Origin of the sequence: Pseudomonas sp. IT-P2 (genome assembly GCF_949767575.1) — a bacterium.
Taxonomy (GTDB): domain Bacteria; phylum Pseudomonadota; class Gammaproteobacteria; order Pseudomonadales; family Pseudomonadaceae; genus Aquipseudomonas; species Aquipseudomonas pharyngis.
In genome coordinates this window covers 221124-245709 of the sequence record NZ_CATKQA010000045.1, presented here as the reverse complement: position 1 = coordinate 245709, position 24586 = coordinate 221124, and the positions used below count along the sequence as shown (strand labels likewise).

Here is a 24586-nt window from a genome sequence, read left to right as displayed (position 1 = left end):
GCACTAAAGCCAGATCTGTGCCAGCCCGCGATCTATGAAAATCACCGCTGATTTCGAAAAGTTATTGAAGAACACCAAGTCGTTGAAATACCGGCGATATAAGTTGACCGTTCGAACAGGTATTTATTTTTCGGGAGGGATTTTGGCGGGCGCCGGGAGGGAGTGTTTTTGGAGCCTGATGTAACTTTTCAGGGCGCAGAAACGAAAAGTGCACACATAAATGGCACCGATGGTGACATTCGTGTGTACACATTTTTCAAGACGGGCGGTGAACACTGTGGGAGCTGAATTGCTCCCACGGGGCAACAGCGATGCTTATGCCTTACTGATGATGTTCCCGGCATGCAACCCGCATTCTTTCTGGGTCGCTTCTTCCCACCACCAACGGCCTTCACGTTCGTGCTGGTTCGGCAGGACAGGACGAGTGCACGGTTCGCAGCCGATGCTGATGAAACCGCGCTCATGCAGGCTGTTGTACGGCAGCTCCAGCATGCGGATGTAGCCCCAGATTTCTTCGCTGGTCATCTGCGCCAGTGGGTTGAACTTGTACAGGGTGCGCTCCGGGGTGGAGAACGCTGTATCGATTTCCATCACCGCCACGGCGCTGCGGGTGCCAGGGCTTTGATCGCGGCGCTGGCCGGTGGCCCAGGCCTTCACGTCGGAGAGTTTGCGGCGCAGCGGCTCGATCTTGCGGATCCCGCAGCATTCGCCATGGCCGTCCTTGTAGAAACTGAACAGGCCTTTTTCCTTCACGAACGGTTCAAGTTTCGTGTAGTCCGGTGAGACCAGTTCGATGTCGATCTTGTAGTGCTCGCGCACCTGATCGATGAAACGGTAGGTTTCCGGATGCAGGCGACCGGTGTCGAGACTGAACACCTTGACGTTCTTGTTCAGCTTCCAGGCCATGTCCACCAGCACCACATCCTCGGCGCCGCTGAAAGATATCCACAGGTCATCGCCGAACTCGGCGAACGCGAGTTTGAGGATGTCCTGCGCGGATTTGTTGGCATAGGTCGTGGCGAGTTCCACGACGTCGAACGTTGGGCTCATCAGGGCGGCTTCCTACAGGTCGGTGGCGCTGGGCGCTCTATATGGCGGCGATGGTAACAAAAAGCAACGCGCGCCGGGGCAGCCTCTGCGTTGCGCGCTCCAGGTCGAGCCGCTAGAGTTCGGGCTCGCTCGGCTCAATAAACATTACAAATGGAGTGTCCTGTGGAAATTGCCTGTCTTGATCTTGAAGGGGTGCTGGTACCGGAAATCTGGATCGCCTTCGCCGAAAAAACCGGAATCGAATCGCTCAAGGCCACCACCCGGGACATTCCCGACTACGACGTGCTGATGAAACAGCGCCTGCGCATCCTCGATGAGCATGGCCTGAAACTTTCGGACATTCAGGAAGTGATCGCCACGCTCAAGCCGCTGGACGGCGCGGTGGAGTTCGTCAACTGGCTGCGCGAGCGGTTTCAGGTGGTGATTCTGTCGGACACGTTCTACGAGTTTTCCCAGCCGCTGATGCGTCAGCTGGGCTTTCCGACCTTGCTCTGCCACCGACTGATTACCGATGACAGCGGGCGGGTGACGAGCTACCAGTTGCGTCAGAAAGATCCGAAACGCCAGTCGGTCCTGGCCTTCAAGAGCCTGTATTACCGGGTGATTGCGGCGGGGGATTCCTACAACGACACCAGCATGCTGGGCGAAGCGGATGCGGGGATTCTGTTTCATGCGCCGGATAACGTTATTCGCGAGTTTCCGCAGTTTCCGGCGGTGCATACGTTTGCCGAGTTGAAGCAGGAGTTTCTCAAAGCTTCGAACCGCGACTTATCCCTTTAGCAACCTGATGATCGTTCCCACGCTCTGCGTGGGAATGCCTCAATGGACGCTCTGCGTCCGCTTTGGGACGCAGAGCGTCCCGGGCTGCATTCCCACGCAGAGCGTGGGAACGATCAACGATCAACGATCAACGGTTAAAGGTTTTGCAGGGTTTCTAGCAGGACTCTGACCTTGGTAATCGACTCCTGATACTCCGCCTGCCAGTCCGAATCGGCGACGATCCCGCCACCGCCCCAGCAGCACACCTGCCCATCCTTCACCAGCAGACTGCGGATCGCGATTGAGCTGTCCATCTCGCCGCGCACGTCCAGATACAGCAACGAACCGCAATACAAGCCGCGTCGGGTCGGCTCCAGTTCGTCGATGATCTGCATCGCGCGGATCTTCGGCGCGCCAGTGATCGAGCCGCCGGGGAAGCTGCCGGCAATCAGATCCAGCGCATCGCGATGTTCCGCCAGTTCACCGGTTACGCTACTGACCAGGTGATGCACGTTCGGATAGCTTTCGAGACTAAACAGCTCCGGCACCCGCACGGAGCCTATGCGGCAGGTGCGGCCCAGGTCGTTGCGCAGCAGGTCGACGATCATCAGGTTTTCCGTGCGATCCTTAAGGCTGGCCAGCAGTTCGGCGGCGTTCGCCGCGTCTTCGGCCGGGGTCGCGCCACGGGGGCGGGTGCCCTTGATCGGACGGGTTTCCACTTGGCGCTGACTGACTTTGACGAAACGCTCGGGCGACAGGCTCAGTACTGCGTTGCCGTCGGGCAGGCTCTGGAACCCGGAAAACGGCGTCGGGCAGGCCTCACGCAATTTGCAGTAGGCCAGCCATGGATCGCCCTGGCACGGCGCGCGGAAACGCTGGGCGAAATTGACCTGATAGCAGTCGCCGGCCTGGATGTAATGCTGGATACGCTCGAACGCCTTACGGTATTCATCGGCCGAGAGATCGGCTGCCATCGGGCTGCTCAGCTTGAAAGGCGTCAGTGCGGTGCCCACCGGCTGGCTGAACACATCGATCAGCCGTTGTTTCTCGCTGGCGCTGACCGAGGGGTGGAACACCAGTTGGCTGGTTGCCGATTGGTGATCGCTGATCAGTGCCCAGTCGTACAGACCAAAACGCGCATCGGGCAATTGCAGGTCATCCCGGGCCTGGCTCGGCAGGTTTTCCAGATGCCGGCCGAAGTCGTAGCTCAGGTAACCGATCAGGCCGCCGGCGAAGGGCAATTCGTAGCCGTCGGGCAATTGCGCCTCGCCCAACCGGGTCAGATTTTCCCGCAGGCGTTGCAGGAAATCGTCGCCGTGTTCGTCCGGCAACACCGCCAGTTGTTCCAGCGGCCAGGCGCTGAGCAGGTCATAACGGCCACGGTCGGCACTCGGTCGGCCACTGTCGAGCAGCACGGCGCCGGGCGCATGGCGGACGGCCGCGAAATAGTCGGCGGGGTTGGCTCGGTAGGGCAGCGGGTGTACGGAACAGGTCAACATGGGCGGGGCAGATCGGCCATTGAGGCGGGGTGGGGATTGTAGTCCCCTCCGGGAATTGCTCCTAGAGGGGATGTCGGGGATTGGCAGATTGGCGGCAGGTATCACGCTTGATCGTTTGATCGTTCCCACGCTTTGCGTGGGAATGCATCCCGTGACGCTCCGCGTCACAGTGGACGCGGAGCGTCCATGTCGGCGTTACCACGCGGAGCGTGGGAAAGATCGTCGTGGGCTGTCAGCCCTCGACCGCCGGAATATGCCCAAATAACTCCTGAGCAAACGCCACCCGCTCTTCAACCGACTCCGTCACCCCGCGCGCCTTGAGCTCTTCCAGATGCGCTTCCACCGCATGGGTGCGCAACGTCAGCCCGCAATCGTTGGCGATCTGGATATTCAGCCCCGGCCGCGCATTCAGCTCCAGAATCAGCGGGCCTTTCTCCTGGTCCAGCACCATGTCCACGCCGATGTACCCCAGGCCACACAGCTCATAACAACCGGCGGCGAGCTTCATGAAACCGTCCCAGTAGGGCAGTTGCACGCCGTCCACCGCGTTGGTGGTGTCCGGGTGTTTGGTGATGATGTTGTTCAGCCAGGTGCCGCGCAAAGTCAGGCCCGTGGCCAGGTCGACGCCGACGCCGATGGCGCCCTGATGCAGGTTGGCCTTGCCGCCGGACTGGCGGGTCGGCAAACGCAGCATCGCCATCACCGGGTAACCCATCAGCACGATGATGCGGATGTCCGGCACGCCTTCGTAGCTGATGCTCTTGAAGATCTGGTCCGGGGTCACCCGGTATTCGATCAGCGCCCGATCACGGTGCCCACCCAGCGAATACAGGCCGGTGAGGATGCTGGAAATGTGATGCTCCAGCTCTTCGTGGGCAAGGATCTTGCCCGATACCGTGCGATAGCGGCCCTCGAAACGGTCGGCGATAACGATGATGCCGTCACCGCCGGCGCCCTGGGCCGGCTTGATCACGAAGTCGTTGCGCCCGCCGATGATCTCGCCGAGCTTGTCGATTTCCTTCTCCGTGGAAATCACGCCATACAGTTCCGGCACGTGAATGCCGGCCTCGATCGCGCGTTCCTTGGTGATGATCTTGTCATCGACGATCGGGTACAGGCTGCGCTTGTTGTACTTGAGCACGTAGTCCGCGTTACGCCGATTGATGCCCATGATGCCCCGGGCTTCCAGGGCCTTCCAGGTCTTCCAGAAACCGAACATCAGGCGTCAGCCTTCTTCAGGAAAGCCTTGAAACGCACCAGTTCAGTCAGGCGATAACCGCGATAGCGACCCATGGCCAGCATGAAACCCACCAGGATCAGCAGGATCGCCGGGAAGGTGAACACGAAGTACACCAGCTCCGGAACGGTCATGATCAGGTGCGCCAGGGACGCCGCGAACAGCGTGCCGATCGCCACTTTCATGGCATGGCTGGCGCCGCGTTCTTCCCAGGTGATCGACAGGCGTTCGATGGTCATGGTCAGAATCACCATCGGGAACAGCGCCACCGACAGACCGCGCTCCAGACCGAGTTTGTGACTGAACAGGCTGATCGCCGCAATCAGCACCACCACGAAGGTCAGCACCACCGACAGGCGCGGCAGCATTTGCAGCTTCAGGTGTTCCAGATACGAGCGCAGCGATAACCCGAGCGCGGTGATCACGGTAAACAGCAGGATGCCGAAGCCCAGCTGCGTCTCGCGGAAGGCCAGGGCGATCAGCACCGGCGTAAAGGTGCCGAGGGTCTGCAGGCCGATCAGGTTGCGCAGGATCAGGATCACCAGCACGCCGATCGGGATCATCACCATGATCATGAACGTCTGCTGGGTTTGCAGCGGCAGGCCGTACAGCGAGTATTCGAGGAAATTGGCGTCGGTGTTTTCGTCGGTCAGCTTGGCCAGACGAATCGCGTTCATCTCGCTGTTGTTCAGGCTGAAAGTCACGTTGGCTTTCTTGCCGCCGTCGACGGTGATCAGGTTTTCATCACCGCTCCACCACAGCAGGCGGTCGGTCGGCAGGCCTTGCTCGCCGGTTTCCGGGTTGAAATACAGCCAGTCGGTGCCGTTGAAGCTGCGCAGCCACAGTTCCGGGGTTTGCGGCTGATCGGCGACAAGGCGGATGGTGTGGACTTTCTCCACCGGCACGTGGGCGATGGACAGCAGCAGCTCGACGATCTTGGCTTTGTGCGGCGTCGACGGATCGCCGGCCAGCAGCAGCTTCACGTTGTCGTCGTTGACGTTGTTGACGCGTTTGATCGCCTCGCCAATGAAGGTCTCGACGTCGGCCGAGTGCTGGCGGATCGGCGCGAGCAGTGCTTCGGCGGCGATCTTTTCCGGGCCTTCGATGGCCATGCTGTCGCGGAAGGTCGGGCCCTTGACCTTGGTTTTTTCGGCGGTGTAACGCTTGGTCAGCACCAGACGGTAATAAAGAGTCTGATTGCCCTTGGCCCGGCGTGCCGACCAGGTGACCTTGCGGTTGCCGTCGACGCGGTTGACCGCCACGCCGTAGTTGTTGGAGATGAAGCTTTCATTGAGGCTGACGTAATCGCGGCTCAGGGGCGGCACGAACATCTGGATCTTCACCGGATCCTTGGTGCTGGCGACGAACTCGACCTTGGCGTCGATGTTCCACAGGTCGTCGGTGGCGTCTTCGGTCACCGGGATGCCGAGCACGAAAATCTGATAGGCCGTAACCGAAACGCCCAGCAACACCAGGATGGTGATCAGGACTTTCAGGTGGAAGGTTAGAGAACGCATGGAAATTACTCGGCGGTATGAGCGGCGATGGCGCAGGCGGGTTTGCCGGCAGCGTATTTAAGACTGGGATCGACCAGCGCATCGAAGCGTTTCAGCGCCTCGGAGCCGATCAAAAGCGGGTATTGGAACGCACTACGGTCGGTCAGGTTCACTTCGATGCTGCGCATTGCCGAACCCATGCAGATGTCCAGCTCGATTACCGGGCGGGCGGTGTACTTCTTGCCTTCTTCCGGGTCGTAGTCGCCGGCGCGGCGCTTGATCTTGCTGACCCGGGCCAGCGGCCGTTCGATCGGGTGCGAATGCGCGGCGTCGATGGCCAGGTAGAAACGTACCCAGGACTCGCCGTTGCGTTTGAAGCGTTTGATGTCGCGGGCGCTCAGGGAGGCGGTTTTCGCCCCGGTGTCGAGTTTCGCCGCCACTTCCAGGTTGATCCCGTCGAGGGCAGCGTATTCGTTGAGGCCGTACACGGTCTTTTCCCCCGCCGCAGCGAGGCCGGGCAGGCAAAACAGTGCAAAGAATGTGGGGAAGGGCTTGAGTCTCATAAATCCTGGCGAGCAGCGTTCCGTTCTCGGTTCAGGGCCATGGCATCAGGAAATCCCGTCTGCCCATGCGCCTTCGTGTGCCTATCAGCTTTTTATGACAAGCCGTGCAAATGACTCGCAAATGCGGGCGGCATTCTAGCACGGTGGTTTTATGGCGCCAGCGCCGGGGCCGGTCTATAACCCTTGGGGCTGACACGCAGGCTTATTAGACGATTGTCGACAATCTCTATTTATCCTTTGACTGATGCGGGTTGATTCGCTAGTTTTTGCCGCATTGGATTTGAAGGTGTCGACAATATGCTGGATCAACTCGATCCCCCGGTGATCAGCGGCGACGATTCCGAGACGCTCTCGGAAAACGTCTTCCGACGCATCCAGGCGGCCATCGTCAAAGGCGAGATCGCCCCGGGCAGCAAGATCTCCGAGCCGGAACTGGCGCGCACCTACGGCATCAGCCGCGGGCCGCTGCGCGAGGCGATCCATCGTCTGGAAGGCCAGCGTCTGCTGGTGCGCGTACCGCACGTCGGTGCGCGGGTGGTGTCGCTGAGCCACGCCGAATTGCTCGAACTCTACGAAATCCGCGAATCCCTCGAAGGCATGGCCTGCCGTCTGGCGGCCGAACGCATGAGCGTCGAAGAAATCGACGAACTGCGCCGGGTGCTGGAAACCCATGAGCGCGATGCGGCGTTTCAGGCCGGCGTCGGCTACTACCAGCAGGAAGGCGATTTCGACTTTCACTACCGGATCATCCAGGGCAGCGGCAACCGCACCCTTACGCAAATGCTCTGCGGCGAGCTCTATCAACTGGTGCGCATGTACCGCATCCAGTTTTCCACCACGCCCAACCGCCCGCGCCAGGCCTTTGCCGAACACCACCGGATTCTCGATGCCATCGCCGACCGTGACGGCGAACTCGCGGAATTGTTGATGCGCCGTCACATCGGCGCCTCGAAACGCAACATCGCCCGTCACTACCAGGACGGCGCCGACAACAAGACAGCCACTGAACGAGGTGAGTCATGAGTTCCAACAAGAGCACTCCAGGCCAGCGTTTCCGCGATGCGGTCGCCAGCGAACATCCGCTGCAAGTGGTCGGGGCGATCAATGCCAACCACGCGCTGCTGGCCAAGCGCGCCGGTTTCAAGGCGATCTACCTGTCGGGTGGCGGGGTGGCTGCCGGCTCCCTCGGCGTGCCGGACCTGGGCATCACCGGCCTGGATGACGTGCTGACCGACGTGCGCCGCATCACCGACGTCTGCGACCTGCCGCTGCTGGTGGACGTGGACACCGGTTTCGGCGCCTCGGCGTTCAACGTGGCGCGCACCGTCAAGTCGATGATCAAGTTCGGCGCGGCGGCGATTCACATCGAAGACCAGGTCGGCGCCAAGCGCTGCGGTCATCGTCCGAACAAAGAGATCGTGACCCAGCAGGAAATGGTCGACCGCATCAAGGCTGCCGTCGATGCCCGCACCGATGACAGCTTCGTGATCATGGCCCGCACCGACGCGCTGGCCGTTGAAGGCCTGGAGTCGGCACTGGATCGCGCCGCCGCGTGCATCGAGGCCGGCGCCGACATGATCTTCCCGGAAGCCATCACGGAACTGGAGATGTACAAGCTGTTCGCCAGCCGCGTGAAGGCGCCGATCCTGGCCAACATCACCGAATTCGGCTCGACGCCGCTGTACACCACCGAGCAACTGGCCGGCGCCGACGTGTCGCTGGTGCTGTACCCGCTGTCGGCGTTCCGCGCGATGAACAAGGCCGCGGAAAACGTCTACACCGCGATCCGCCGCGACGGCACTCAGCAAAATGTCATCGACACCATGCAGACTCGCATGGAGCTTTACGATCGCATCGATTACCACACCTTCGAGCAGAAGCTCGACGCGTTGTTTGCGGCGAAGAAGTAAGCCGCAACCGTACTCCCTAATAAATTCAAGATTGGAGACAACAATGGCCGAAGCAAAAGTACTCAGTGGCGCCGGGCTCCGGGGCCAGGTTGCCGGGCAAACCGCACTGTCCACCGTGGGCCAGGCCGGTGCCGGGCTGACCTATCGCGGCTACGACGTGCGCGAACTGGCGGCAGACGCACAATTTGAAGAAGTGGCGTACCTGCTGCTCTACGGAGAACTGCCGACCAAGGCGCAACTCGCCGACTACCAGAGCAAACTCAGCAAGCTGCGTGACCTGCCACAAGCGCTGAAAGAAGTGCTGGAACGCATCCCCGCCGACGCCCACCCGATGGACGTGATGCGCACCGGATGCTCGTTCCTGGGCAACATCGAGCCGGAGAAAGACTTCTCCGAGCAACGCGACAAGACCGACCGCCTGCTGGCCGCGTTCCCGGCGATCATGTGCTACTGGTATCGCTTCAGCCACGACGGCAAACGCATCAATTGCGTGACGGACGAACAGTCCATCGGCGGCCACTTCCTGCACCTGCTGCACGACAAGAAGCCGAGCGAACTGCACGTCAAAGTGATGAACGTGTCGCTGATCCTTTACGCCGAGCACGAATTCAACGCCTCGACCTTCACTGCTCGGGTGTGCGCTTCGACCCTGTCCGATCTGTATTCCTGCGTCACGGCGGCCATCGGTTCGCTGCGCGGCCCGCTGCACGGTGGCGCCAACGAAGCAGCGATGGAAATGATCGAGCGCTTCTCGTCGCCGGAAGAAGCGATCAAGGGCACCCTCGGCATGCTCGAGCGCAAGGACAAGATCATGGGCTTCGGCCACGCGATCTATAAGGACAGCGATCCGCGCAACGAGGTAATCAAGGGCTGGTCGAAAAAACTCGCCGACGAAGTGGGCGACAAGGTGCTGTTCGCGGTTTCCGAAGCCATCGACAAGACCATGTGGGAGCAAAAGAAACTGTTCCCCAACGCCGACTTCTACCATGCCTCGGCGTACCACTTCATGGGCATCCCGACCAAGCTGTTCACCCCGATCTTCGTCTGCTCGCGCCTGACCGGCTGGGCGGCGCACGTATTCGAACAGCGCGCCAACAACCGCATCATCCGTCCAAGCGCCGAGTACACCGGCGTCGAACAGCGCAAGTTCGTGCCAATCGAACAGCGCTGACCGGGGAGGGCGCCGGCACAGGCGCCCCCTCTTTGAAACTACCGTGACCGAGTCCTGACCGATGAACACAGAATTTCGCAAGAACCTGCCCGGCACGCCGCTGGACTTTTTCGACGTCCGCGCGGCTGTCGATGGGATCCAGCCCGGCAGCTACGACACCCTGCCGTACACCTCTCGCGTGCTGGCGGAAAACCTCGTGCGTCGCTGCGACCCGGCCACGCTCACCGATTCCCTGAAACAACTGATCGAGCGCAAACGCGACCTCGACTTCCCGTGGTTCCCGGCCCGCGTGGTGTGCCACGACATTCTTGGCCAGACCGCACTGGTGGACCTGGCCGGCCTGCGCGACGCGATTGCCCAGCAGGGCGGCGATCCGGCGCAGGTCAACCCGGTGGTGCCGACGCAACTGATCGTCGACCACTCGCTGGCGGTGGAAGCGGGCGGTTTTGACAAGCAGGCCTTCGAGAAGAACCGCGCCATCGAAGACCGGCGCAACGAAGACCGCTTCCACTTCATCAACTGGACCAAAAAGGCGTTCAAGAACGTCGACGTGATCCCGCCGGGCAACGGCATCATGCACCAGATCAACCTGGAGAAAATGTCGCCGGTGATCCAGGTGCGCGACGGCGTGGCGTTCCCGGATACCTGCGTCGGCACTGACAGCCATACCCCGCACGTCGATGCGCTGGGCGTGATTGCCATCGGCGTCGGTGGTCTCGAAGCTGAAAGCGTGATGCTCGGCCGCGCATCGTGGATGCGCCTGCCGGAAAGCGTCGGCGTCGAACTGACCGGCAAGCTGCAACCGGGCATCACCGCCACCGACATGGTGCTGGCCCTGACCGAATACCTGCGCAAACAGAAAGTCGTGGGCGCATGGCTGGAGTTCTTCGGCGAAGGTGCTTCGGCACTGACCCTCGGCGACCGCGCAACCATCTCCAACATGGCCCCGGAATACGGCGCCACGGCGGCGATGTTCTATATCGACCAGCAAACCATCGACTACCTGAAACTGACCGGTCGCGAAGACCAGCAAGTGCAACTCGTCGAGCAATATGCCAAGCAGATCGGCCTGTGGGCCGACAGCCTGAAAGGCGCGCAATACGAGCGCGGCCTGACCTTCGATCTGTCTTCGGTGGTGCGCAACATGGCCGGCCCGAGCAACCCGCACGCTCGCGTGGCGGTGTCGGATCTGGCGGCCAAAGGCATCGCCGGCCAGTGGGAGGACGTGCCGGGGCAAATGCCCGACGGCGCGGTGATCATCGCCGCCATCACCAGTTGCACCAACACCAGCAACCCGCGCAACGTGATCGCCGCCGGCCTGCTGGCGCGCAATGCCAACAAGCTCGGGCTGACCCGCAAGCCGTGGGTCAAGTCGTCGCTGGCGCCGGGCTCGAAAACCGTGGCGCTGTACCTCGATGAAGCGGGGCTGACCACGGAACTGGAGCAGCTCGGTTTCGGCGTCGTCGCGTTTGCCTGCACCACCTGCAACGGCATGTCCGGCGCGCTGGATCCGGTGATCCAGCAGGAAATCATCGACCGCGATCTGTACGCCACCGCTGTGCTGTCCGGCAACCGCAACTTCGACGGCCGGATTCACCCGTACGCCAAGCAGGCGTTCCTCGCTTCGCCGCCGCTGGTGGTGGCTTACGCGATTGCTGGCACCATCCGTTTCGACATCGAAAAAGATGTGCTGGGCGTGGTCGACGGCAAGGAAATCCGCCTTAAAGACATCTGGCCGAGCGACGAAGAAATCGACGCGGTGGTGAAATCCTCGGTCAAGCCCGAGCAGTTCCGTCAGGTCTACATCCCGATGTTCGCCATCCATGAAGACACCGGCCCGAAAGTAACGCCGCTGTACGACTGGCGCGAAATGAGCACCTACATCCGCCGTCCGCCGTACTGGGAGGGCGCGTTGGCCGGGGCGCGGCCGCTCAAGGGCATGCGTCCGTTGGCGGTATTGCCGGACAACATCACCACCGATCACCTGTCTCCTTCGAACGCGATCATGCTCGACAGCGCCGCCGGCGAATACCTGGCGAAAATGGGCCTGCCGGAAGAGGACTTCAACTCTTACGCGACCCACCGTGGCGACCACCTGACCGCGCAGCGCGCGACGTTTGCCAACCCGAAATTGTTCAACGAAATGGTCGTGGAAAACGGCAAGGTCAAACAGGGTTCGCTGGCCCGTGTCGAGCCGGAAGGCCAAGTGATGCGCATGTGGGAAGCCATCGAAACCTACATGGAGCGCAAGCAGCCGCTGATCATCATCGCCGGCGCCGACTACGGCCAGGGTTCGTCCCGCGACTGGGCGGCGAAAGGCGTGCGGCTGGCGGGTGTGGAAGCGATTGCCGCCGAAGGTTTCGAGCGCATTCACCGCACCAACCTGGTGGGCATGGGCGTGTTGCCGCTGGAATTCAAACCGGGCACCGACCGCAAGACCCTGGGTATCGATGGCAGCGAAACCTACGACGTGATCGGCGAGCGCACGCCGCGTGCCGACCTGACGCTGGTGATCCATCGCAAGAACGGCGAACGCGTTGATGTGCCGGTGACCTGCCGTCTGGATACCGCTGAAGAAGTGTCGATCTACGAGGCCGGCGGCGTGTTGCAGCGCTTTGCCCAAGACTTCCTCGAAGAGTCGGCGGTTGCCGTTTAAATCAACTGATGTGGGCATGGGACTTCAAGTCCCATGTCTTCGTTAAGGAGCACCATGGCTCACGCACCGCAAATAAAAATCCCCGCCACCTACATGCGTGGTGGCACCAGCAAAGGCGTGTTTTTCAGCCTCAAGGATCTGCCCGAAGCCGCGCAGATTCCCGGCCCGGCCCGCGATGCGCTGCTGCTGCGAGTAATCGGCAGCCCCGACCCGTACGACAAGCAGATCGACGGCATGGGCGGCGCCACGTCCAGCACCAGCAAAACCGTGATCCTGTCGAAAAGCATCAAGGCCGATCACGACGTCGATTACCTGTTCGGTCAGGTGTCCATCGACAAGCCCTTCGTGGATTGGAGCGGCAACTGCGGCAACCTGTCGGCGGCGGTCGGTTCGTTCGCCATCAGCAACGGTCTTGTGGACGCCAGCCGCATTCCGCACAACGGCGTGGCGGTGGTTCGCGTGTGGCAGGCCAACATCGGCAAAACCATCATTGCCCACGTGCCGATCACCAACGGCGAAGTTCAGGAAACCGGTGATTTTGAACTCGACGGCGTGACCTTTCCGGCCGCCGAAGTCCAGGTCGAATTCATGGACCCGGCGGCGGAAGAAGAGGGCGGCGGTGGTTCGATGTTCCCCACCGGCAACCTGATCGATGAACTGGAAGTGCCGGGCGTCGGCACGTTCAAGGCGACCATGATCAACGCGGGTATCCCGACGATCTTCGTCAACGCCGAAGACATCGGTTACACCGGCACCGAACTGCAGAGCGCGATCAACAGCGATCCGAAAGCGTTGCAGATGTTCGAGACCATTCGTGCTTATGGCGCGCTGCGCATGGGGCTGATTTCGAATCTGGATGAGGCGGCCAAGCGACAACACACGCCGAAGGTTGCGTTTGTCGCCAAGCCTGCGGATTACGTCGCGTCCAGCGGCAAAGCCATTGGCGCCGGGGATGTGGATTTGCTGGTGCGGGCGTTGTCGATGGGCAAGCTGCACCACGCGATGATGGGGACGGCGGCGGTGGCGATTGGCACCGCAGCAGCCATCTCGGGCACTTTGGTGAATCTGGCGGCTGGTGGTGTGGAGCGGAATGCGGTGCGGTTCGGGCATCCGTCCGGGACGTTGCGTGTTGGCGCAGAAGCTAGCCTGGAAAATGGTGAGTGGGTGGTGAAGAAGGCGATCATGAGCCGAAGTGCGCGCGTCCTGATGGAAGGTTACGTCCGCGTTCCTGGCGACTCTTTCTGATCCCGACACCGAGCACATGTGGGAGCGAGCCTGCTCGCGATGACGGACTGACATTCAGGATTGATGTCGGCTGATAAACCGCAATCGCGAGCAGGCTCGCTCCCACAGTTGTCTGCATTTCAATAAGAAGAAAATTAGTCCTGAACCGAGGTCCCATCAACGAACCACTTTCAAGAGTGAATCGAACATGAGCGCCAACGTCGACCTGAACAACCGCCCCGACTACGACCGTGTCCTGCAGGACATTGCCGATTACGTCCTCAGCTACAAAATCACATCCGCCGAAGCCCTCGACACCGCCCGCAATTGCCTGATGGACACCCTGGGCTGCGGCCTGCTGGCCCTGCGCTTTCCCGAATGCACCAAACACCTTGGCCCGATGGTCGAAGGCACCGTCGTCCCATTCGGCGCGCGGGTCCCAGGCACCTCCTATCGCCTCGACCCGGTGAAAGCCGCGTGGGACATCGGCTGCATCGTGCGCTGGCTCGATTACAACGACACCTGGCTCGCCGCGGAATGGGGCCATCCGTCGGATAACCTCGGCGGGATTCTCGCGGTGGCCGATCACCTGTCGCAAAAGCGTCTGGCCAACGGTGAAGCGCCGCTGACCATGCATGATGTACTCGAAGCCATGATCATGGCCCACGAGATTCAAGGCGTGATCGCTCTGGAAAACTCCTTCAATCGTGTAGGCCTCGACCACGTCATTCTGGTGAAAGTGGCCTCGACCGCCGTGACCGCCAAACTGATGGGCGCCAACCGCGAGCAGCTGTTATCGGCGTTGTCCCATGCGTTTGCCGACGGTCAGGCATTGCGCACTTACCGCCATGCGCCGAACGCCGGTTCGCGAAAATCCTGGGCGGCGGGGGATGCGTCGAGCCGAGGCGTGCGGCTGGCGGATATCGCGATGCGCGGCGAAATGGGCATTCCCGGCGTCTTGAGTGCCAGACAGTGGGGCTTTTACGACGTTCTGTTCAGCCACACCAACAATGATCTGGCACTCAAGCCTGAAGACAAGCGCGCCTTCAGCTTTTCGCGACCGTTCGGCAGCTACGTGATGGAGAACGTGCTGTTCAAAATCAGCTTCCCCGCCGAATTCCACGCGCAAACCGCCTGCGAAGCCGCCGTGACCCTGCACCCGCAGGTGCGCAACCGTCTGCATGAGATCGACCGGATCGTCATCACCACACACGAATCGGCGATTCGCATCATTTCCAAGGTCGGGCCGCTGGCCAATGCTGCCGACCGCGATCACTGCCTCCAGTACATGACCGCCGTGCCGCTGGCGTTCGGCAATCTGGTGGCTGAGCAGTACGAAGACGATTTCCATAAGGCCCATCCGGTCATCGATGTGCTGCGCGAAAAAATGGTCATCGTCGAGGACCCGCGCTTCACCCGCGAATACCTGGAGGCCGACAAGCGCTCGATCGCCAATGCGGTGCAGGTGTTTTTCAAGGACGGTTCGAGCACGGAAAACGTGGTGGTGGAGTACCCGATCGGCCATCGCCGGCGTCGCGCCGAGGGTATTCCATTGCTGGAGGACAAGTTCAGGGCGAACCTGGCCACCCGTTTCACCGGGCAGCGCAGCGGGGAGATTCTTGCGCTGTGCAAGGATCAGGCGCGGCTTGAAGCCACGCCGGTGAACCGGTTTGTCGATTTGTTTGTGATCTGAGAGACCGCGTTATCGTTCAATCGCGAGCAGGCTCGCTCCCACATCTGGAATGCAAACCTCCTGTGGGAGCGAGCCTGCTCGCGATAGCGATAGATCAGGCGTCGAGAATCTATTTGAAGCGCCGCTCCACGCCTTTTTCCACGAGAATCTTCGCGGAAATTTCTTCCACCGAAAAATGCGTGGAGTTGATGTTCGGGATGTTCTCGCGGCGGAACAGGTTTTCCACTTCGCGCACTTCGAACTCGCACTGGGCGTAGCTCGAGTAACGGCTGTTGGGCTTGCGTTCGTTGCGGATCGCGGTGAGGCGGTCCGGGTCGATGGTCAGGCCGAACAGCTTGTGCTGGTGGGCGCGCAGGGCGGCCGGCAATTGCAGGCGTTCCATGTCGTCTTCGGTCAGCGGGTAGTTGGCCGCGCGGATGCCGAACTGCATCGCCATGTACAGGCACGTCGGCGTCTTACCACAACGCGACACACCCACTAGTATCAGATCGGCCTTGTCGTAATAGTGGGTGCGGGCGCCGTCATCGTTGTCGAGGGCGAAGTTCACCGCCTCGATCCGCTCCATGTAATTGGAGTTGTGACCGATGGAGTGGGATTTGCCGACGGTGTAGGAAGAATGCTCGGTCAGTTCCTGCTCGAGCGGGGCGAGGAACGTCGAGAAAATGTCGATCATGAAACCATTGGAGGTTGCGAGAATCTCACGAATGTCCTGATTGACGATGGTGTCGAAGATAATCGGCCGGAAACCGTCGGTTTCAGCGGCTTTGTTGATTTGTTGTACCATGGCCCGCGCTTTTTCAACGCTGTCGATGTACGGTCGCGTGAATTTGCTGAAGGTAATGTTTTCGAACTGCGCCAGAAGGCTTTGACCCAGGGTTTCGGCGGTGATACCGGTGCCATCGGAGATAAAGAAAGCAGATCGTTTCATTTGCACCTTGGGCCTTAAGCTAATGAGCATTTCTGGATATGATAGGCGCGATTTGTCGGCCACCATTGGCCCGCATTCTCACTTATTTTCCAGGTCCAGGCCATACAGCCGGCCAACGCTCCCCCGAGCCGCCGGTTTCTGAGCTTTTCCAACACAGTTAGTGGAGAGATCACCTTGGTAGAGTACGTAGTTTCCCTCGATAAGCTCGGCAAACACGATGTTGAGCATGTGGGGGGCAAGAACGCATCCCTGGGCGAGATGATCAGTAACCTGGCCGGTGCCGGTGTTTCGGTCCCCGGCGGCTTCGCCACCACGGCGCAAGCCTATCGCGACTTCCTGGAACTGAGCGGTCTGAACGATCAGATCCACAAGGCCCTTGATGCGCTGGACGTCGATGACGTCAATGCCCTGGCCAAGACCGGCGCCCAGATCCGCCAATGGATCATGGAAGCCGAATTCCCTGAAAAACTGAACACCGAGATCCGCACCGCGTTCGCCGCGTTGTCGGCCGGTAATCCTGACGTGGCCGTGGCCGTGCGTTCCTCCGCCACCGCCGAAGACCTGCCGGACGCTTCGTTCGCCGGTCAGCAGGAAACCTTCCTGAACATCCGTGGCGTGGAAAACGTCATCCGCGCGGCCAAGGAAGTGTTCGCTTCCCTGTTCAACGACCGTGCCATTTCCTACCGCGTGCACCAGGGCTTCGACCACAAACTGGTCGCCCTGTCCGCTGGCGTGCAGCGCATGGTGCGTTCGGAAACCGGCACCGCCGGCGTGATGTTCACCCTCGATACCGAATCCGGCTTCCGTGACGTGGTGTTCATCACCGGCGCTTACGGCCTGGGCGAAACCGTCGTACAGGGCGCGGTGAACCCGGACGAATTCTATGTCCACAAGGGCACCCTGGAAGCCGGTCGCCCGGCAATCCTGCGCCGCAACCTGGGCAGCAAGGCCATCAAGATGATCTACGGTGACGAGGCCAAGGCCGGTCGTTCCGTGAAAACCGTTGATGTCGACAAGGCCGAGCGCGCGCGTTTCTGCCTGACCGACGCTGAAGTCAGCGAGCTGGCCAAGCAGGCGATGATCATCGAGAAGCACTATGGCTGCCCGATGGACATCGAGTGGGCCAAGGACGGTGACGACGGCAAGCTGTACATCGTGCAGGCCCGTCCGGAAACCGTGAAGAGCCGCACCCAGGCCAACGTCATGGAACGTTACCTGCTGAAAGAAACCGGCACCGTGCTCGTGGAAGGCCGTGCCATCGGCCAGCGCATCGGCGCCGGCAAGGTGCGGATCATCAAGGACGTCTCCGAGATGGACAAAGTCCAGCCGGGCGACGTACTGGTTTCCGACATGACCGACCCGGACTGGGAACCGGTCATGAAGCGCGCCAGCGCCATCGTCACCAACCGTGGCGGCCGTACCTGCCACGCGGCGATCATCGCCCGTGAGCTGGGTATTCCTGCTGTTGTCGGTTGCGGTAACGCCACCCAACTGCTGAAGGATGGCCAGGGCGTGACCGTGTCCTGTGCCGAAGGCGACACCGGTTACATCTTCGAAGGTGAACTGGGTTTTGACATCAAGAAGAACTCCGTCGACGCCATGCCGGAGCTGCCGTTCAAGATCATGATGAACGTCGGCAACCCGGACCGCGCCTTCGACTTCGCGCAGCTGCCGAACGCCGGTGTGGGCCTGGCCCGTCTGGAATTCATCATCAACCGCATGATCGGCGTGCACCCGAAAGCGCTGTTGAACTACGACGGCCTGCCGCAGGACATCAAGGAAAGCGTCGACAAGCGCATCGCCGGTTACGACGATCCGGTCGGCTTCTATGTCGAGAAACTGGTTGAAGGCATCAGCACCCTGGCCGCTGCGTTCGCACCGAAGAAGGTCATCGTGCGTCTGTCGGACTTCAAGTCCAACGAATACGCCAACCTGATCGGCGGCAAACTCTACGAGCCGGAAGAAGAAAACCCGATGCTGGGCTTCCGTGGCGCTTCGCGTTACATCAGCGAATCGTTCCGTGACTGCTTCGAACTCGAGTGCCGTGCGCTGAAGCGCGTGCGCAACGAGATGGGCCTGACCAACGTCGAAATCATGGTGCCGTTCGTCCGTACCCTCGGCGAAGCCAGCCAGGTGGTGGATCTGCTCGCCGAAAACGGCCTCAAGCGCGGTGAAAACGGTCTGCGCGTGATCATGATGTGCGAACTGCCATCCAACGCGATCCTGGCTGAAGAGTTCCTCGAATTCTTCGACGGTTTCTCGATCGGCTCCAACGACCTGACTCAGCTGACACTGGGTCTGGACCGTGACTCCGGGATCATCGCGCACCTGTTCGACGAGCGTAATCCGGCGGTCAAGAAGCTGTTGGCCAACGCTATTGCCGCGTGCAACAAGGCCGGCAAATACATCGGCATCTGCGGTCAGGGCCCTTCGGATCACCCGGACCTCGCCAAGTGGCTGATGGAGCAGGGCATCGAAAGCGTGTCGCTGAACCCGGACACCGTGCTGGAAACCTGGTTCTTCCTTGCAGAAGGCCAGGCGGCGGAATAAGCCGTGAATGAAGCCCCGGCCCGTTGAACCGGGTCGGGGCTTTAAGATTGAAGTAGGGCGAGCTCTTCGGATGCCGCCCTTTTTTGTGCAAGAGCATTATGCAAAGCAGCAGCAACCTATTTCCTGTCGCCCTGATCAGCGCCGAGCGACGCGGTGATCTGAGCGAAGACGTTTACCGTTTGAAACCGGGCAACAGCCCTGACTGGTCCGTGGAAATCGCGGTGACCCGGCTCGGCATGGCCGATGAGCCGGCGTCGCGCGGCGTGCCGGTGATCTTGCTGCACGGCAGTTTTTCCAATCGGCGCTTCTGGTTCTCGCCGAAGGGGCTGGGTCTGGGCGCGTATCTGACGCGTCTGGGTTTCGATGTGTGGATCCCGGAAATGCGTGGTCACGGTCTGTCCCAGCGCAACGAGGACTACCGCCGCAACCGGGTCGCCGACTATGCCCGTTACGATCTGCCGGCGATTGCCGCGTTCGTCCGTGAGCAGAGCGGGCAGATTCCGCATTGGATCGGTCACTCGCTGGGTGGCATCACGTTGGCGGCTGCGCTGGGCGGCGAATACCTCGGTGAGCCGGCGGTGGCGTCGGCGGCGTTTTTCGGCACCCAGGTCAGCCGCACCTATTGGCCGCTGAAGATTCCGCCGGTGGAGTGGAGCGGGCGCTTCATTCTCAAGCGTTTTGCCCAGTTGTCCGGCTCGCGACTCAAGCGCGGCCCCGAGGACGAGCCGATCGGCCTGGCGCTGGAAAGCATGCGCTGGTACGGACTGTTCGGACGTTTCGGCGACAAGGACAAGGATTGGTGGGCAGGTCTTGCCGACGTGCAGGTCCCGGTGCTGGCGGTAAGCGCGGCGGGGGATCATCAGGATCCGGCCTGGGCCTGCCGGAAACTGTTCGAACAGATCGGCTCCGAGCACAAGCAGTTCATCAACTTGGGCCGTGAACAGGGTTTCAACGATCAGTTCGGCCATGTCGAGATGCTGGTCAGCAAAGCGGCGCAGGCCGAGGTCTGGCCGCTGGTGGCGCGTTGGCTGGCGGATCAGCACACGCCATTGCTCGGCGAGAAGCCGGATCTGGCGGCAGCGGTGTGAGCGCGGCGCCTTTAAAAGGGCATTTCGTTCGGGTCGGCTTGCGGCTAAGATATGACGCATTGAACGGTTCTGGTCATATTTAGTGACTGTTTCGCTATTACGTTTCAGCCTGTGTTCAGGTTCGTTCAGCGACCATGACATGGGCTAAGGTAAACAGCGACCGTTGGGACTCGTTTCAAAAGAGTGCGACATTCTTGCTCGTCTTCCTTGTTACAGGAGTTTTTCGATGAACCATTACCTTACGCCTGACCTGTGCGACGCCTATCCGGAGCTGGTTCAGGTGCTGGAACCGATGTTCAGCAATTTCGGCGGCCGTGATTCGTTCGGCGGCGAAATCGTGACCATCAAATGCTTCGAAGACAACTCGCTGGTCAAGGAACAAGCCGAGCTCAAGGGCAACGGCAAGGTGCTGGTGGTCGATGGTGGTGGTTCCCTGCGCTGCGCGCTGCTGGGCGACATGATCGCCGAGAAAGCCGCGAAAAACGGTTGGGAAGGGCTGGTGATCTACGGTTGCATCCGTGATGTGGACGTCATCGCCCAGACCGATCTCGGCGTTCAGGCCCTGGCCAGCCATCCGAAAAAGACTGAAAAACGCGGTCTCGGCGACCTCAACGTGCCGGTGACCTTCGCGGGTGTGACCTTCCATCCCGGCCAGTACATCTATGCGGACAACAATGGCGTGATCATCTCGCCGAGTCCGCTGAAAATGCCTGAATAAATCGCGGTAACCACAGGGGTGAGGATGTTCGAGGAAGAAAACGCGCAATGGGGGCTGGTGCATGCCCTGGTGCTGGACGGTAAAGGCGGTGCGCGTTCGATAGCCCGGACTGATCTCGACGATCTGCGGCTGCAGGCTCATGAAAGCCTGTGGCTGCACTGGGATCGCAGTCACCCGCAGACCCAGACCTGGCTGCGTAAATCCAGTGGGCTCAATGAGTTCACCTGCGACCTGCTGCTGGAAGAGAACACCCGTCCACGCCTGTTGCCGCTGCCGGATTCCGAGCTGCTGCTTTTTTTGCGCGGGGTCAATCTCAACCCCGGCGCCGAGCCGGAAGACATGGTGTCGGTGCGGATTTTCGCTTCGGCCCAGCGGGTGATTTCCCTGCGTTTGCGTCCATTGCGCGCCACTGACGAGTTACTGGCGATGCTCGCCGAGGGCAAGGGGCCGAAAACCTCGTCCGAACTGATGCTGTATCTGGCGCAATTCCTCACCAACAAGGTGCAGGATCTGGTGACTTGTCTCTCCGAAGTGGTCGATGAAGAGGAAGAAAAACTGGATGCCGACGAACGGTATACCCCCGAGCACGGCGCCATTTTGCATATCCGTCGCCGGGCCGCCGGACTGAAGCGTTTTCTGGCACCGCAGCGGGATATTTTCGGACAGCTGACGCGGATAAAGCTGCCGTGGTTCGTCGATGACGATGCCGACTACTGGAACGAATTGAACAACAGCCTGACCCGTTATCTCGAAGAGCTCGAATTGACCCGAGAGCGCGTGGGGCTGGTGCTGGAGGCCGAAGACCGGCGCTTGAGCGTGCACATGAATCGCACGATGTATCGCTTCGGGATCATCACCTGCATCTTCTTGCCGATGAGTTTTATTACCGGTCTGTTGGGCATAAACGTTGGCGGAATACCGTTCGCCAGCAGCCCTTATGGCTTCCTCATCGCCTGCCTGACGGTGCTCGCCCTGGCGTTCGGACAATGGTGGTTGTTCCGCCGATTGCGCTGGGTCTGACGATGCATCATGTGACCCGACCAAATTTGCCCGCGTCTTTCACAGACATCACGAGAGGTGCGTATGCACGATCCGTTTGAACAGTCTTTGCGCGACATGCTCAACGCTTCGCCGTCCAGCCGCGACGACGATGCCTGCCTGGGTCGCGTGCTCAAAACCGCCAACCGCCAGGTCGGCGCCGGCGATCTGTTCAGCCTGCTGGGCCGCTGGCTGCCCGCGCTGATGATCGCCCTGAATAACGGCTCGGCCCATGTCGCGCCGGTCTCCCGTCTCCGTAAACCTACCGCTCGCACTGCTGATAAGGCTGATTGAATATGGAACTTGATCTCTGGACTCAGAGCCTCGTCACTGCAATGACTGCGTTGTGGACCAAAGTCGCTAACTTCATTCCTAACCTGTTCGGCGCATTGGTTGTGCTGCTTTTGGGTTTCGTCGTGGCCAAGCTGCTGGACACCTTGCTCTCCAAGTTGCTGGCCAAACTGGGGCTTGATCGCCTGATGGGCGGCACCGGCCTGACTAAATTGATGTCCCGCGCGGGGCTGCAAGTGCCGATCTCCACGTTGATCGGCAAAATCGTTTACTGGTTCGTTCTGCTGATTTTTCTGGTTTCGGCAGCAGAATCCCTTGGACTTGAGCGAGTTTCAGCTACGCTTGACATGCTCGCGCTGTATTTGCCGAAAGTGTTCGGTGCCGCGCTGGTATTGCTGGTGGGTGTCCTGCTCGCACAACTGGCCAATGGCCTGGTTCGCGGGGCGGCAGAAGGCGTAGGCCTGGACTACGCTTCAGGACTTGGGCGAATTGCCCAGGGCCTGGTGATCATCATCAGCATTTCGGTCGCGATCAGTCAGCTGGAGGTCAAGACCGACCTGCTGAACCATGTGATCGTCATCGTATTGATTACCGTTGGTCTGGCGGTTGCGCTGGCCATGGGTTTGGGAAGCCGGGAAATTGCCGGTCAGATTCTTGCGGGAATCTATGTGCGTGAGTTGTATCAGGTTGGGCAACAAGTGCGTATTGGCGAGGTCGAAGGCCAGATCGAAGAGATCGGCACGGTTAAGACCACATTGCTGACCGATGAGGGTGAGCTAGTCTCTCTCTCCAATCGGATCCTGCTGGAACAGCATGTGAGTAGCCGCTAACCCGGCAAACCCTGCTAATGTATGCCGCCGCAAAATGCCAGCTGTCGCTGGCTGCGGTGGACATTGACCTGACTGTCGGCACGACTTGTTTTGAATAAAGCCCAAACGCTATCCACGCGCTACGATCCCCGCGAGCTCTCTGATGAGGAGTTGGTCGCGCGCTCGCATACCGAGCTTTTTCACGTGACGCGCGCCTACGAAGAACTGATGCGGCGTTACCAGCGGACATTATTTAACGTGTGCGCACGATATCTTGGGAACGATCGCGACGCAGACGATGTCTGTCAGGAAGTGATGTTGAAGGTGCTGTACGGCCTGAAGAACTTCGAGGGGAAATCGAAGTTCAAGACATGGCTATACAGCATCACCTACAACGAATGCATCACACAGTATCGGAAGGAACGGCGAAAGCGTCGCTTGATGGACGCACTGAGTCTTGACCCCCTCGAGGAAGCGTCCGAAGAAAAGGCGCCGAAACCCGAGGAGAAGGGCGGACTGGATCGCTGGCTGGTGTATGTGAACCCGATCGACAGGGAAATTCTGGTGCTACGATTTGTCGCAGAGCTGGAGTTTCAGGAGATCGCAGACATCATGCACATGGGTTTGAGTGCGACAAAAATGCGTTACAAACGCGCTCTTGATAAATTGCGTGAGAAATTTGCAGGCATTGCTGAAACTTAGTTCGGCGCAAATATCTCTTACGTGTAGGCAAGTTCTGATAGACTTGCCGCCGAGTTGTCCCCCGGTTTGCGGGACTGCTTCACAATCACCAGATGGGGATTTAACGGATGAAACTGAAAAACACCTTGGGCTTGGCCATTGGTTCTTTGATTGCCGCCACTTCTTTCGGCGCTCTGGCACAAGGCCAAGGCGCAGTTGAAATCGAAGGCTTCGCAAAGAAAGAACAATTCGACAGCGCTCGTAACTTCAAGAACAACGGCAACCTGTTCGGCGGTTCGATCGGTTACTTCCTGACCGACGACGTTGAACTGCGTCTGGGCTACGACGAAGTGCACAACGTGCGTGCCGACGATGGCAAGAACGTCAAGGGCGCCAACACCGCTCTGGACGCTCTGTACCATTTCAACAACCCAGGCGACATGCTGCGTCCATACGTTTCGGCCGGTTTCTCTGACCAGAGCATCGACCAGAACGGTTCGAACGGTCGTAACCGTTCCACCTTCGCCAACCTGGGCGCTGGTGCCAAGCTGTACTTCACCGACAACTTCTACGCCCGTGCTGGCGTTGAAGCTCAGTACAACATCGACCAGGGCGACACCGAGTGGGCTCCTAGCGTCGGTATCGGTGTGAACTTCGGTGGCGGCTCCAAGCCAGCTGCTGCTCCAGTTCCAGCACCGGCTGAAGTCTGCTCCGACAGCGACAACGACGGCGTTTGCGACAACGTTGACAAGTGCCCGGACACCCCAGCCAACGTAACTGTTGACGCTGATGGCTGCCCAGCAGTTGCTGAAGTTGTTCGTGTTGAGCTGGACGTGAAGTTCGACTTCGACAAGTCGGTTGTTAAGCCAAACAGCTACGGCGACATCAAGAACCTGGCTGACTTCATGAAGCAGTACCCATCCACCACCACTACTGTTGAAGGTCACACTGACTCCGTCGGTCCTGACGCTTACAACCAGAAACTGTCCGAGCGTCGTGCAAACGCCGTTAAGCAAGTTCTGACCAACCAGTACGGTGTTGAATCGTCCCGCGTTCAGTCGATCGGCTACGGCGAATCCCGCCCAGTTGCTGACAACAAAACTGAAGCTGGCCGCGCTGTTAACCGTCGCGTAGAAGCGCAGGTTGAAGCTCAAGCTAAGTAATTAGCTGCCGCTCCGAGAAAAGCCCGGCTCAGGCCGGGCTTTTCTTTGCCTGCGATTTGGTG

General features: G+C 60.1%; 21 protein-coding genes. 15 read left to right on the top strand and 6 right to left on the bottom strand.

Annotation, left to right across the window (positions count from 1 at the left end; genetic code table 11):
- Positions 1-315: 315 nt before the first annotated feature.
- Positions 316-1050, bottom strand: coding sequence for a phosphoadenylyl-sulfate reductase (locus ACM6JM_RS22785; RefSeq protein WP_039769972.1), 735 nt, complete (start codon positions 1048-1050; stop codon positions 316-318).
- Between the two features lie 162 nt (positions 1051-1212).
- Here ACM6JM_RS22785 and thrH point away from each other — a divergent pair, with 162 nt between their 5' ends.
- The gene (gene thrH / locus ACM6JM_RS22780) at positions 1213-1830 is read left to right on the top strand and encodes a bifunctional phosphoserine phosphatase/homoserine phosphotransferase ThrH (protein ID WP_011333236.1); all 618 of its coding nucleotides are present in this window, start codon (positions 1213-1215) and stop codon (positions 1828-1830) included.
- A 134-nt stretch (positions 1831-1964) separates the two neighbouring features.
- Here the strand turns inward: thrH and pabB are convergent, their stop codons facing one another.
- From pabB to ACM6JM_RS22760, 4 genes are all read right to left on the bottom strand, one after another.
- Positions 1965-3308: an aminodeoxychorismate synthase component I gene (gene pabB, locus ACM6JM_RS22775; protein ID WP_414882525.1), complete on the bottom strand. Its 1344-nt coding sequence runs from the start codon at positions 3306-3308 to the stop codon at positions 1965-1967.
- 232 nt (positions 3309-3540) lie between these two features.
- Entirely contained in the window at positions 3541-4527 is a 987-nt protein-coding gene (locus ACM6JM_RS22770; protein ID WP_039769976.1) for an alpha-L-glutamate ligase-like protein, read from the bottom strand.
- Positions 4527-6062: an inactive transglutaminase family protein gene (locus tag ACM6JM_RS22765; protein WP_039769978.1), complete on the bottom strand. Its 1536-nt coding sequence runs from the start codon at positions 6060-6062 to the stop codon at positions 4527-4529. The genes ACM6JM_RS22770 and ACM6JM_RS22765 overlap by 1 nt, the downstream gene beginning before the upstream one ends.
- A gap of 5 nt (positions 6063-6067) precedes the next feature.
- Positions 6068-6604 carry an ATP-dependent zinc protease gene (locus ACM6JM_RS22760; protein WP_011333239.1) on the bottom strand — a complete coding sequence of 179 codons (537 nt, stop codon included), beginning with the start codon at positions 6602-6604 and terminating at the stop codon, positions 6068-6070.
- A gap of 300 nt (positions 6605-6904) precedes the next feature.
- On the opposite strand from ACM6JM_RS22760, the gene ACM6JM_RS22755 reads away from it, so the two are divergent.
- The 6 genes from ACM6JM_RS22755 (at position 6905) to prpD (ending at position 15258) form a co-directional block, all read left to right on the top strand.
- Positions 6905-7627, top strand: a complete 723-nt coding sequence (locus ACM6JM_RS22755; protein ID WP_169432611.1) for a GntR family transcriptional regulator — start codon at positions 6905-6907, stop codon at positions 7625-7627.
- The gene (gene prpB, locus ACM6JM_RS22750) at positions 7624-8514 is read left to right on the top strand and encodes a methylisocitrate lyase (RefSeq protein ID WP_007951973.1); all 891 of its coding nucleotides are present in this window, start codon (positions 7624-7626) and stop codon (positions 8512-8514) included. The genes ACM6JM_RS22755 and prpB overlap by 4 nt, the downstream gene beginning before the upstream one ends.
- 43 nt (positions 8515-8557) lie before the next feature.
- Positions 8558-9685 (top strand): 2-methylcitrate synthase, encoded by a 1128-nt coding sequence (prpC, locus tag ACM6JM_RS22745; protein WP_039769981.1) that lies wholly within the window; start codon positions 8558-8560, stop codon positions 9683-9685.
- A gap of 61 nt (positions 9686-9746) precedes the next feature.
- Entirely contained in the window at positions 9747-12341 is a 2595-nt protein-coding gene (gene acnD, locus ACM6JM_RS22740) for a Fe/S-dependent 2-methylisocitrate dehydratase AcnD (protein WP_103386415.1), read from the top strand.
- Positions 12342-12395: 54 nt separating this feature from the next.
- A complete protein-coding gene (gene prpF, locus ACM6JM_RS22735) occupies positions 12396-13586 on the top strand; it encodes a 2-methylaconitate cis-trans isomerase PrpF (RefSeq protein WP_039769985.1) in 1191 nt (396 codons plus the stop codon).
- A 187-nt stretch (positions 13587-13773) separates the two neighbouring features.
- Positions 13774-15258, top strand: a complete 1485-nt coding sequence (gene prpD / locus ACM6JM_RS22730; RefSeq protein ID WP_134334378.1) for a 2-methylcitrate dehydratase — start codon at positions 13774-13776, stop codon at positions 15256-15258.
- 109 nt (positions 15259-15367) lie between these two features.
- On the opposite strand, the gene ACM6JM_RS22725 is transcribed toward prpD, so the two are convergent.
- Positions 15368-16186 (bottom strand): pyruvate, water dikinase regulatory protein, encoded by an 819-nt coding sequence (locus ACM6JM_RS22725; protein ID WP_007951980.1) that lies wholly within the window; start codon positions 16184-16186, stop codon positions 15368-15370.
- A gap of 174 nt (positions 16187-16360) precedes the next feature.
- Between ACM6JM_RS22725 and ppsA the strand changes: the two genes are divergently transcribed.
- The 8 genes from ppsA to ACM6JM_RS22685 all read left to right on the top strand — a co-directional run bounded on the left by ppsA (position 16361) and on the right by ACM6JM_RS22685 (position 24524).
- Positions 16361-18736 carry a phosphoenolpyruvate synthase gene (gene ppsA / locus ACM6JM_RS22720; RefSeq protein ID WP_039769989.1) on the top strand — a complete coding sequence of 792 codons (2376 nt, stop codon included), beginning with the start codon at positions 16361-16363 and terminating at the stop codon, positions 18734-18736.
- Between the two features lie 98 nt (positions 18737-18834).
- A complete protein-coding gene (locus tag ACM6JM_RS22715) occupies positions 18835-19824 on the top strand; it encodes an alpha/beta fold hydrolase (protein WP_011333247.1) in 990 nt (329 codons plus the stop codon).
- A gap of 226 nt (positions 19825-20050) precedes the next feature.
- The gene (rraA, locus tag ACM6JM_RS22710; protein WP_011333248.1) at positions 20051-20542 is read left to right on the top strand and encodes a ribonuclease E activity regulator RraA; all 492 of its coding nucleotides are present in this window, start codon (positions 20051-20053) and stop codon (positions 20540-20542) included.
- A gap of 24 nt (positions 20543-20566) precedes the next feature.
- A complete protein-coding gene (locus ACM6JM_RS22705; RefSeq protein WP_074687620.1) occupies positions 20567-21562 on the top strand; it encodes a zinc transporter ZntB in 996 nt (331 codons plus the stop codon).
- 63 nt (positions 21563-21625) lie between these two features.
- Positions 21626-21874, top strand: coding sequence for a hypothetical protein (locus tag ACM6JM_RS22700; RefSeq protein WP_007951986.1), 249 nt, complete (start codon positions 21626-21628; stop codon positions 21872-21874).
- 2 nt (positions 21875-21876) lie between these two features.
- On the top strand, positions 21877-22701 hold the full coding sequence (locus ACM6JM_RS22695; protein ID WP_007951987.1) for a mechanosensitive ion channel family protein: 825 nt from the start codon (positions 21877-21879) through the stop codon (positions 22699-22701).
- A gap of 90 nt (positions 22702-22791) precedes the next feature.
- Positions 22792-23382, top strand: a complete 591-nt coding sequence (sigX, locus tag ACM6JM_RS22690) for an RNA polymerase sigma factor SigX (protein WP_011333251.1) — start codon at positions 22792-22794, stop codon at positions 23380-23382.
- Positions 23383-23489: 107 nt separating this feature from the next.
- Entirely contained in the window at positions 23490-24524 is a 1035-nt protein-coding gene (locus ACM6JM_RS22685) for an OmpA family protein (protein WP_011333252.1), read from the top strand.
- Positions 24525-24586: the final 62 nt, after the last annotated feature.

Excerpts from the sequence above, each read along its gene's own strand:
- ACM6JM_RS22785 (WP_039769972.1), bottom strand. The coding sequence starts at position 1,050 with ATGAGCCCAACGTTCGACGTCGTGGAACTCGCCACGACCTATGCCAAC.
- pabB (WP_414882525.1), bottom strand. The coding sequence starts at position 3,308 with ATGTTGACCTGTTCCGTACACCCGCTGCCCTACCGAGCCAACCCCGCC.
- ACM6JM_RS22770 (WP_039769976.1), bottom strand. The coding sequence starts at position 4,527 with ATGTTCGGTTTCTGGAAGACCTGGAAGGCCCTGGAAGCCCGGGGCATC.
- ACM6JM_RS22765 (WP_039769978.1), bottom strand. The coding sequence starts at position 6,062 with ATGCGTTCTCTAACCTTCCACCTGAAAGTCCTGATCACCATCCTGGTG.
- ACM6JM_RS22760 (WP_011333239.1), bottom strand. The coding sequence starts at position 6,604 with ATGAGACTCAAGCCCTTCCCCACATTCTTTGCACTGTTTTGCCTGCCC.
- prpB (WP_007951973.1), top strand. The coding sequence starts at position 7,624 with ATGAGTTCCAACAAGAGCACTCCAGGCCAGCGTTTCCGCGATGCGGTC.
- prpC (WP_039769981.1), top strand. The coding sequence starts at position 8,558 with ATGGCCGAAGCAAAAGTACTCAGTGGCGCCGGGCTCCGGGGCCAGGTT.
- acnD (WP_103386415.1), top strand. The coding sequence starts at position 9,747 with ATGAACACAGAATTTCGCAAGAACCTGCCCGGCACGCCGCTGGACTTT.
- prpF (WP_039769985.1), top strand. The coding sequence starts at position 12,396 with ATGGCTCACGCACCGCAAATAAAAATCCCCGCCACCTACATGCGTGGT.
- prpD (WP_134334378.1), top strand. The coding sequence starts at position 13,774 with ATGAGCGCCAACGTCGACCTGAACAACCGCCCCGACTACGACCGTGTC.
- ACM6JM_RS22725 (WP_007951980.1), bottom strand. The coding sequence starts at position 16,186 with ATGAAACGATCTGCTTTCTTTATCTCCGATGGCACCGGTATCACCGCC.
- ACM6JM_RS22715 (WP_011333247.1), top strand. The coding sequence starts at position 18,835 with ATGCAAAGCAGCAGCAACCTATTTCCTGTCGCCCTGATCAGCGCCGAG.
- rraA (WP_011333248.1), top strand. The coding sequence starts at position 20,051 with ATGAACCATTACCTTACGCCTGACCTGTGCGACGCCTATCCGGAGCTG.
- ACM6JM_RS22705 (WP_074687620.1), top strand. The coding sequence starts at position 20,567 with ATGTTCGAGGAAGAAAACGCGCAATGGGGGCTGGTGCATGCCCTGGTG.
- ACM6JM_RS22700 (WP_007951986.1), top strand. The coding sequence starts at position 21,626 with ATGCACGATCCGTTTGAACAGTCTTTGCGCGACATGCTCAACGCTTCG.
- ACM6JM_RS22695 (WP_007951987.1), top strand. The coding sequence starts at position 21,877 with ATGGAACTTGATCTCTGGACTCAGAGCCTCGTCACTGCAATGACTGCG.
- ACM6JM_RS22685 (WP_011333252.1), top strand. The coding sequence starts at position 23,490 with ATGAAACTGAAAAACACCTTGGGCTTGGCCATTGGTTCTTTGATTGCC.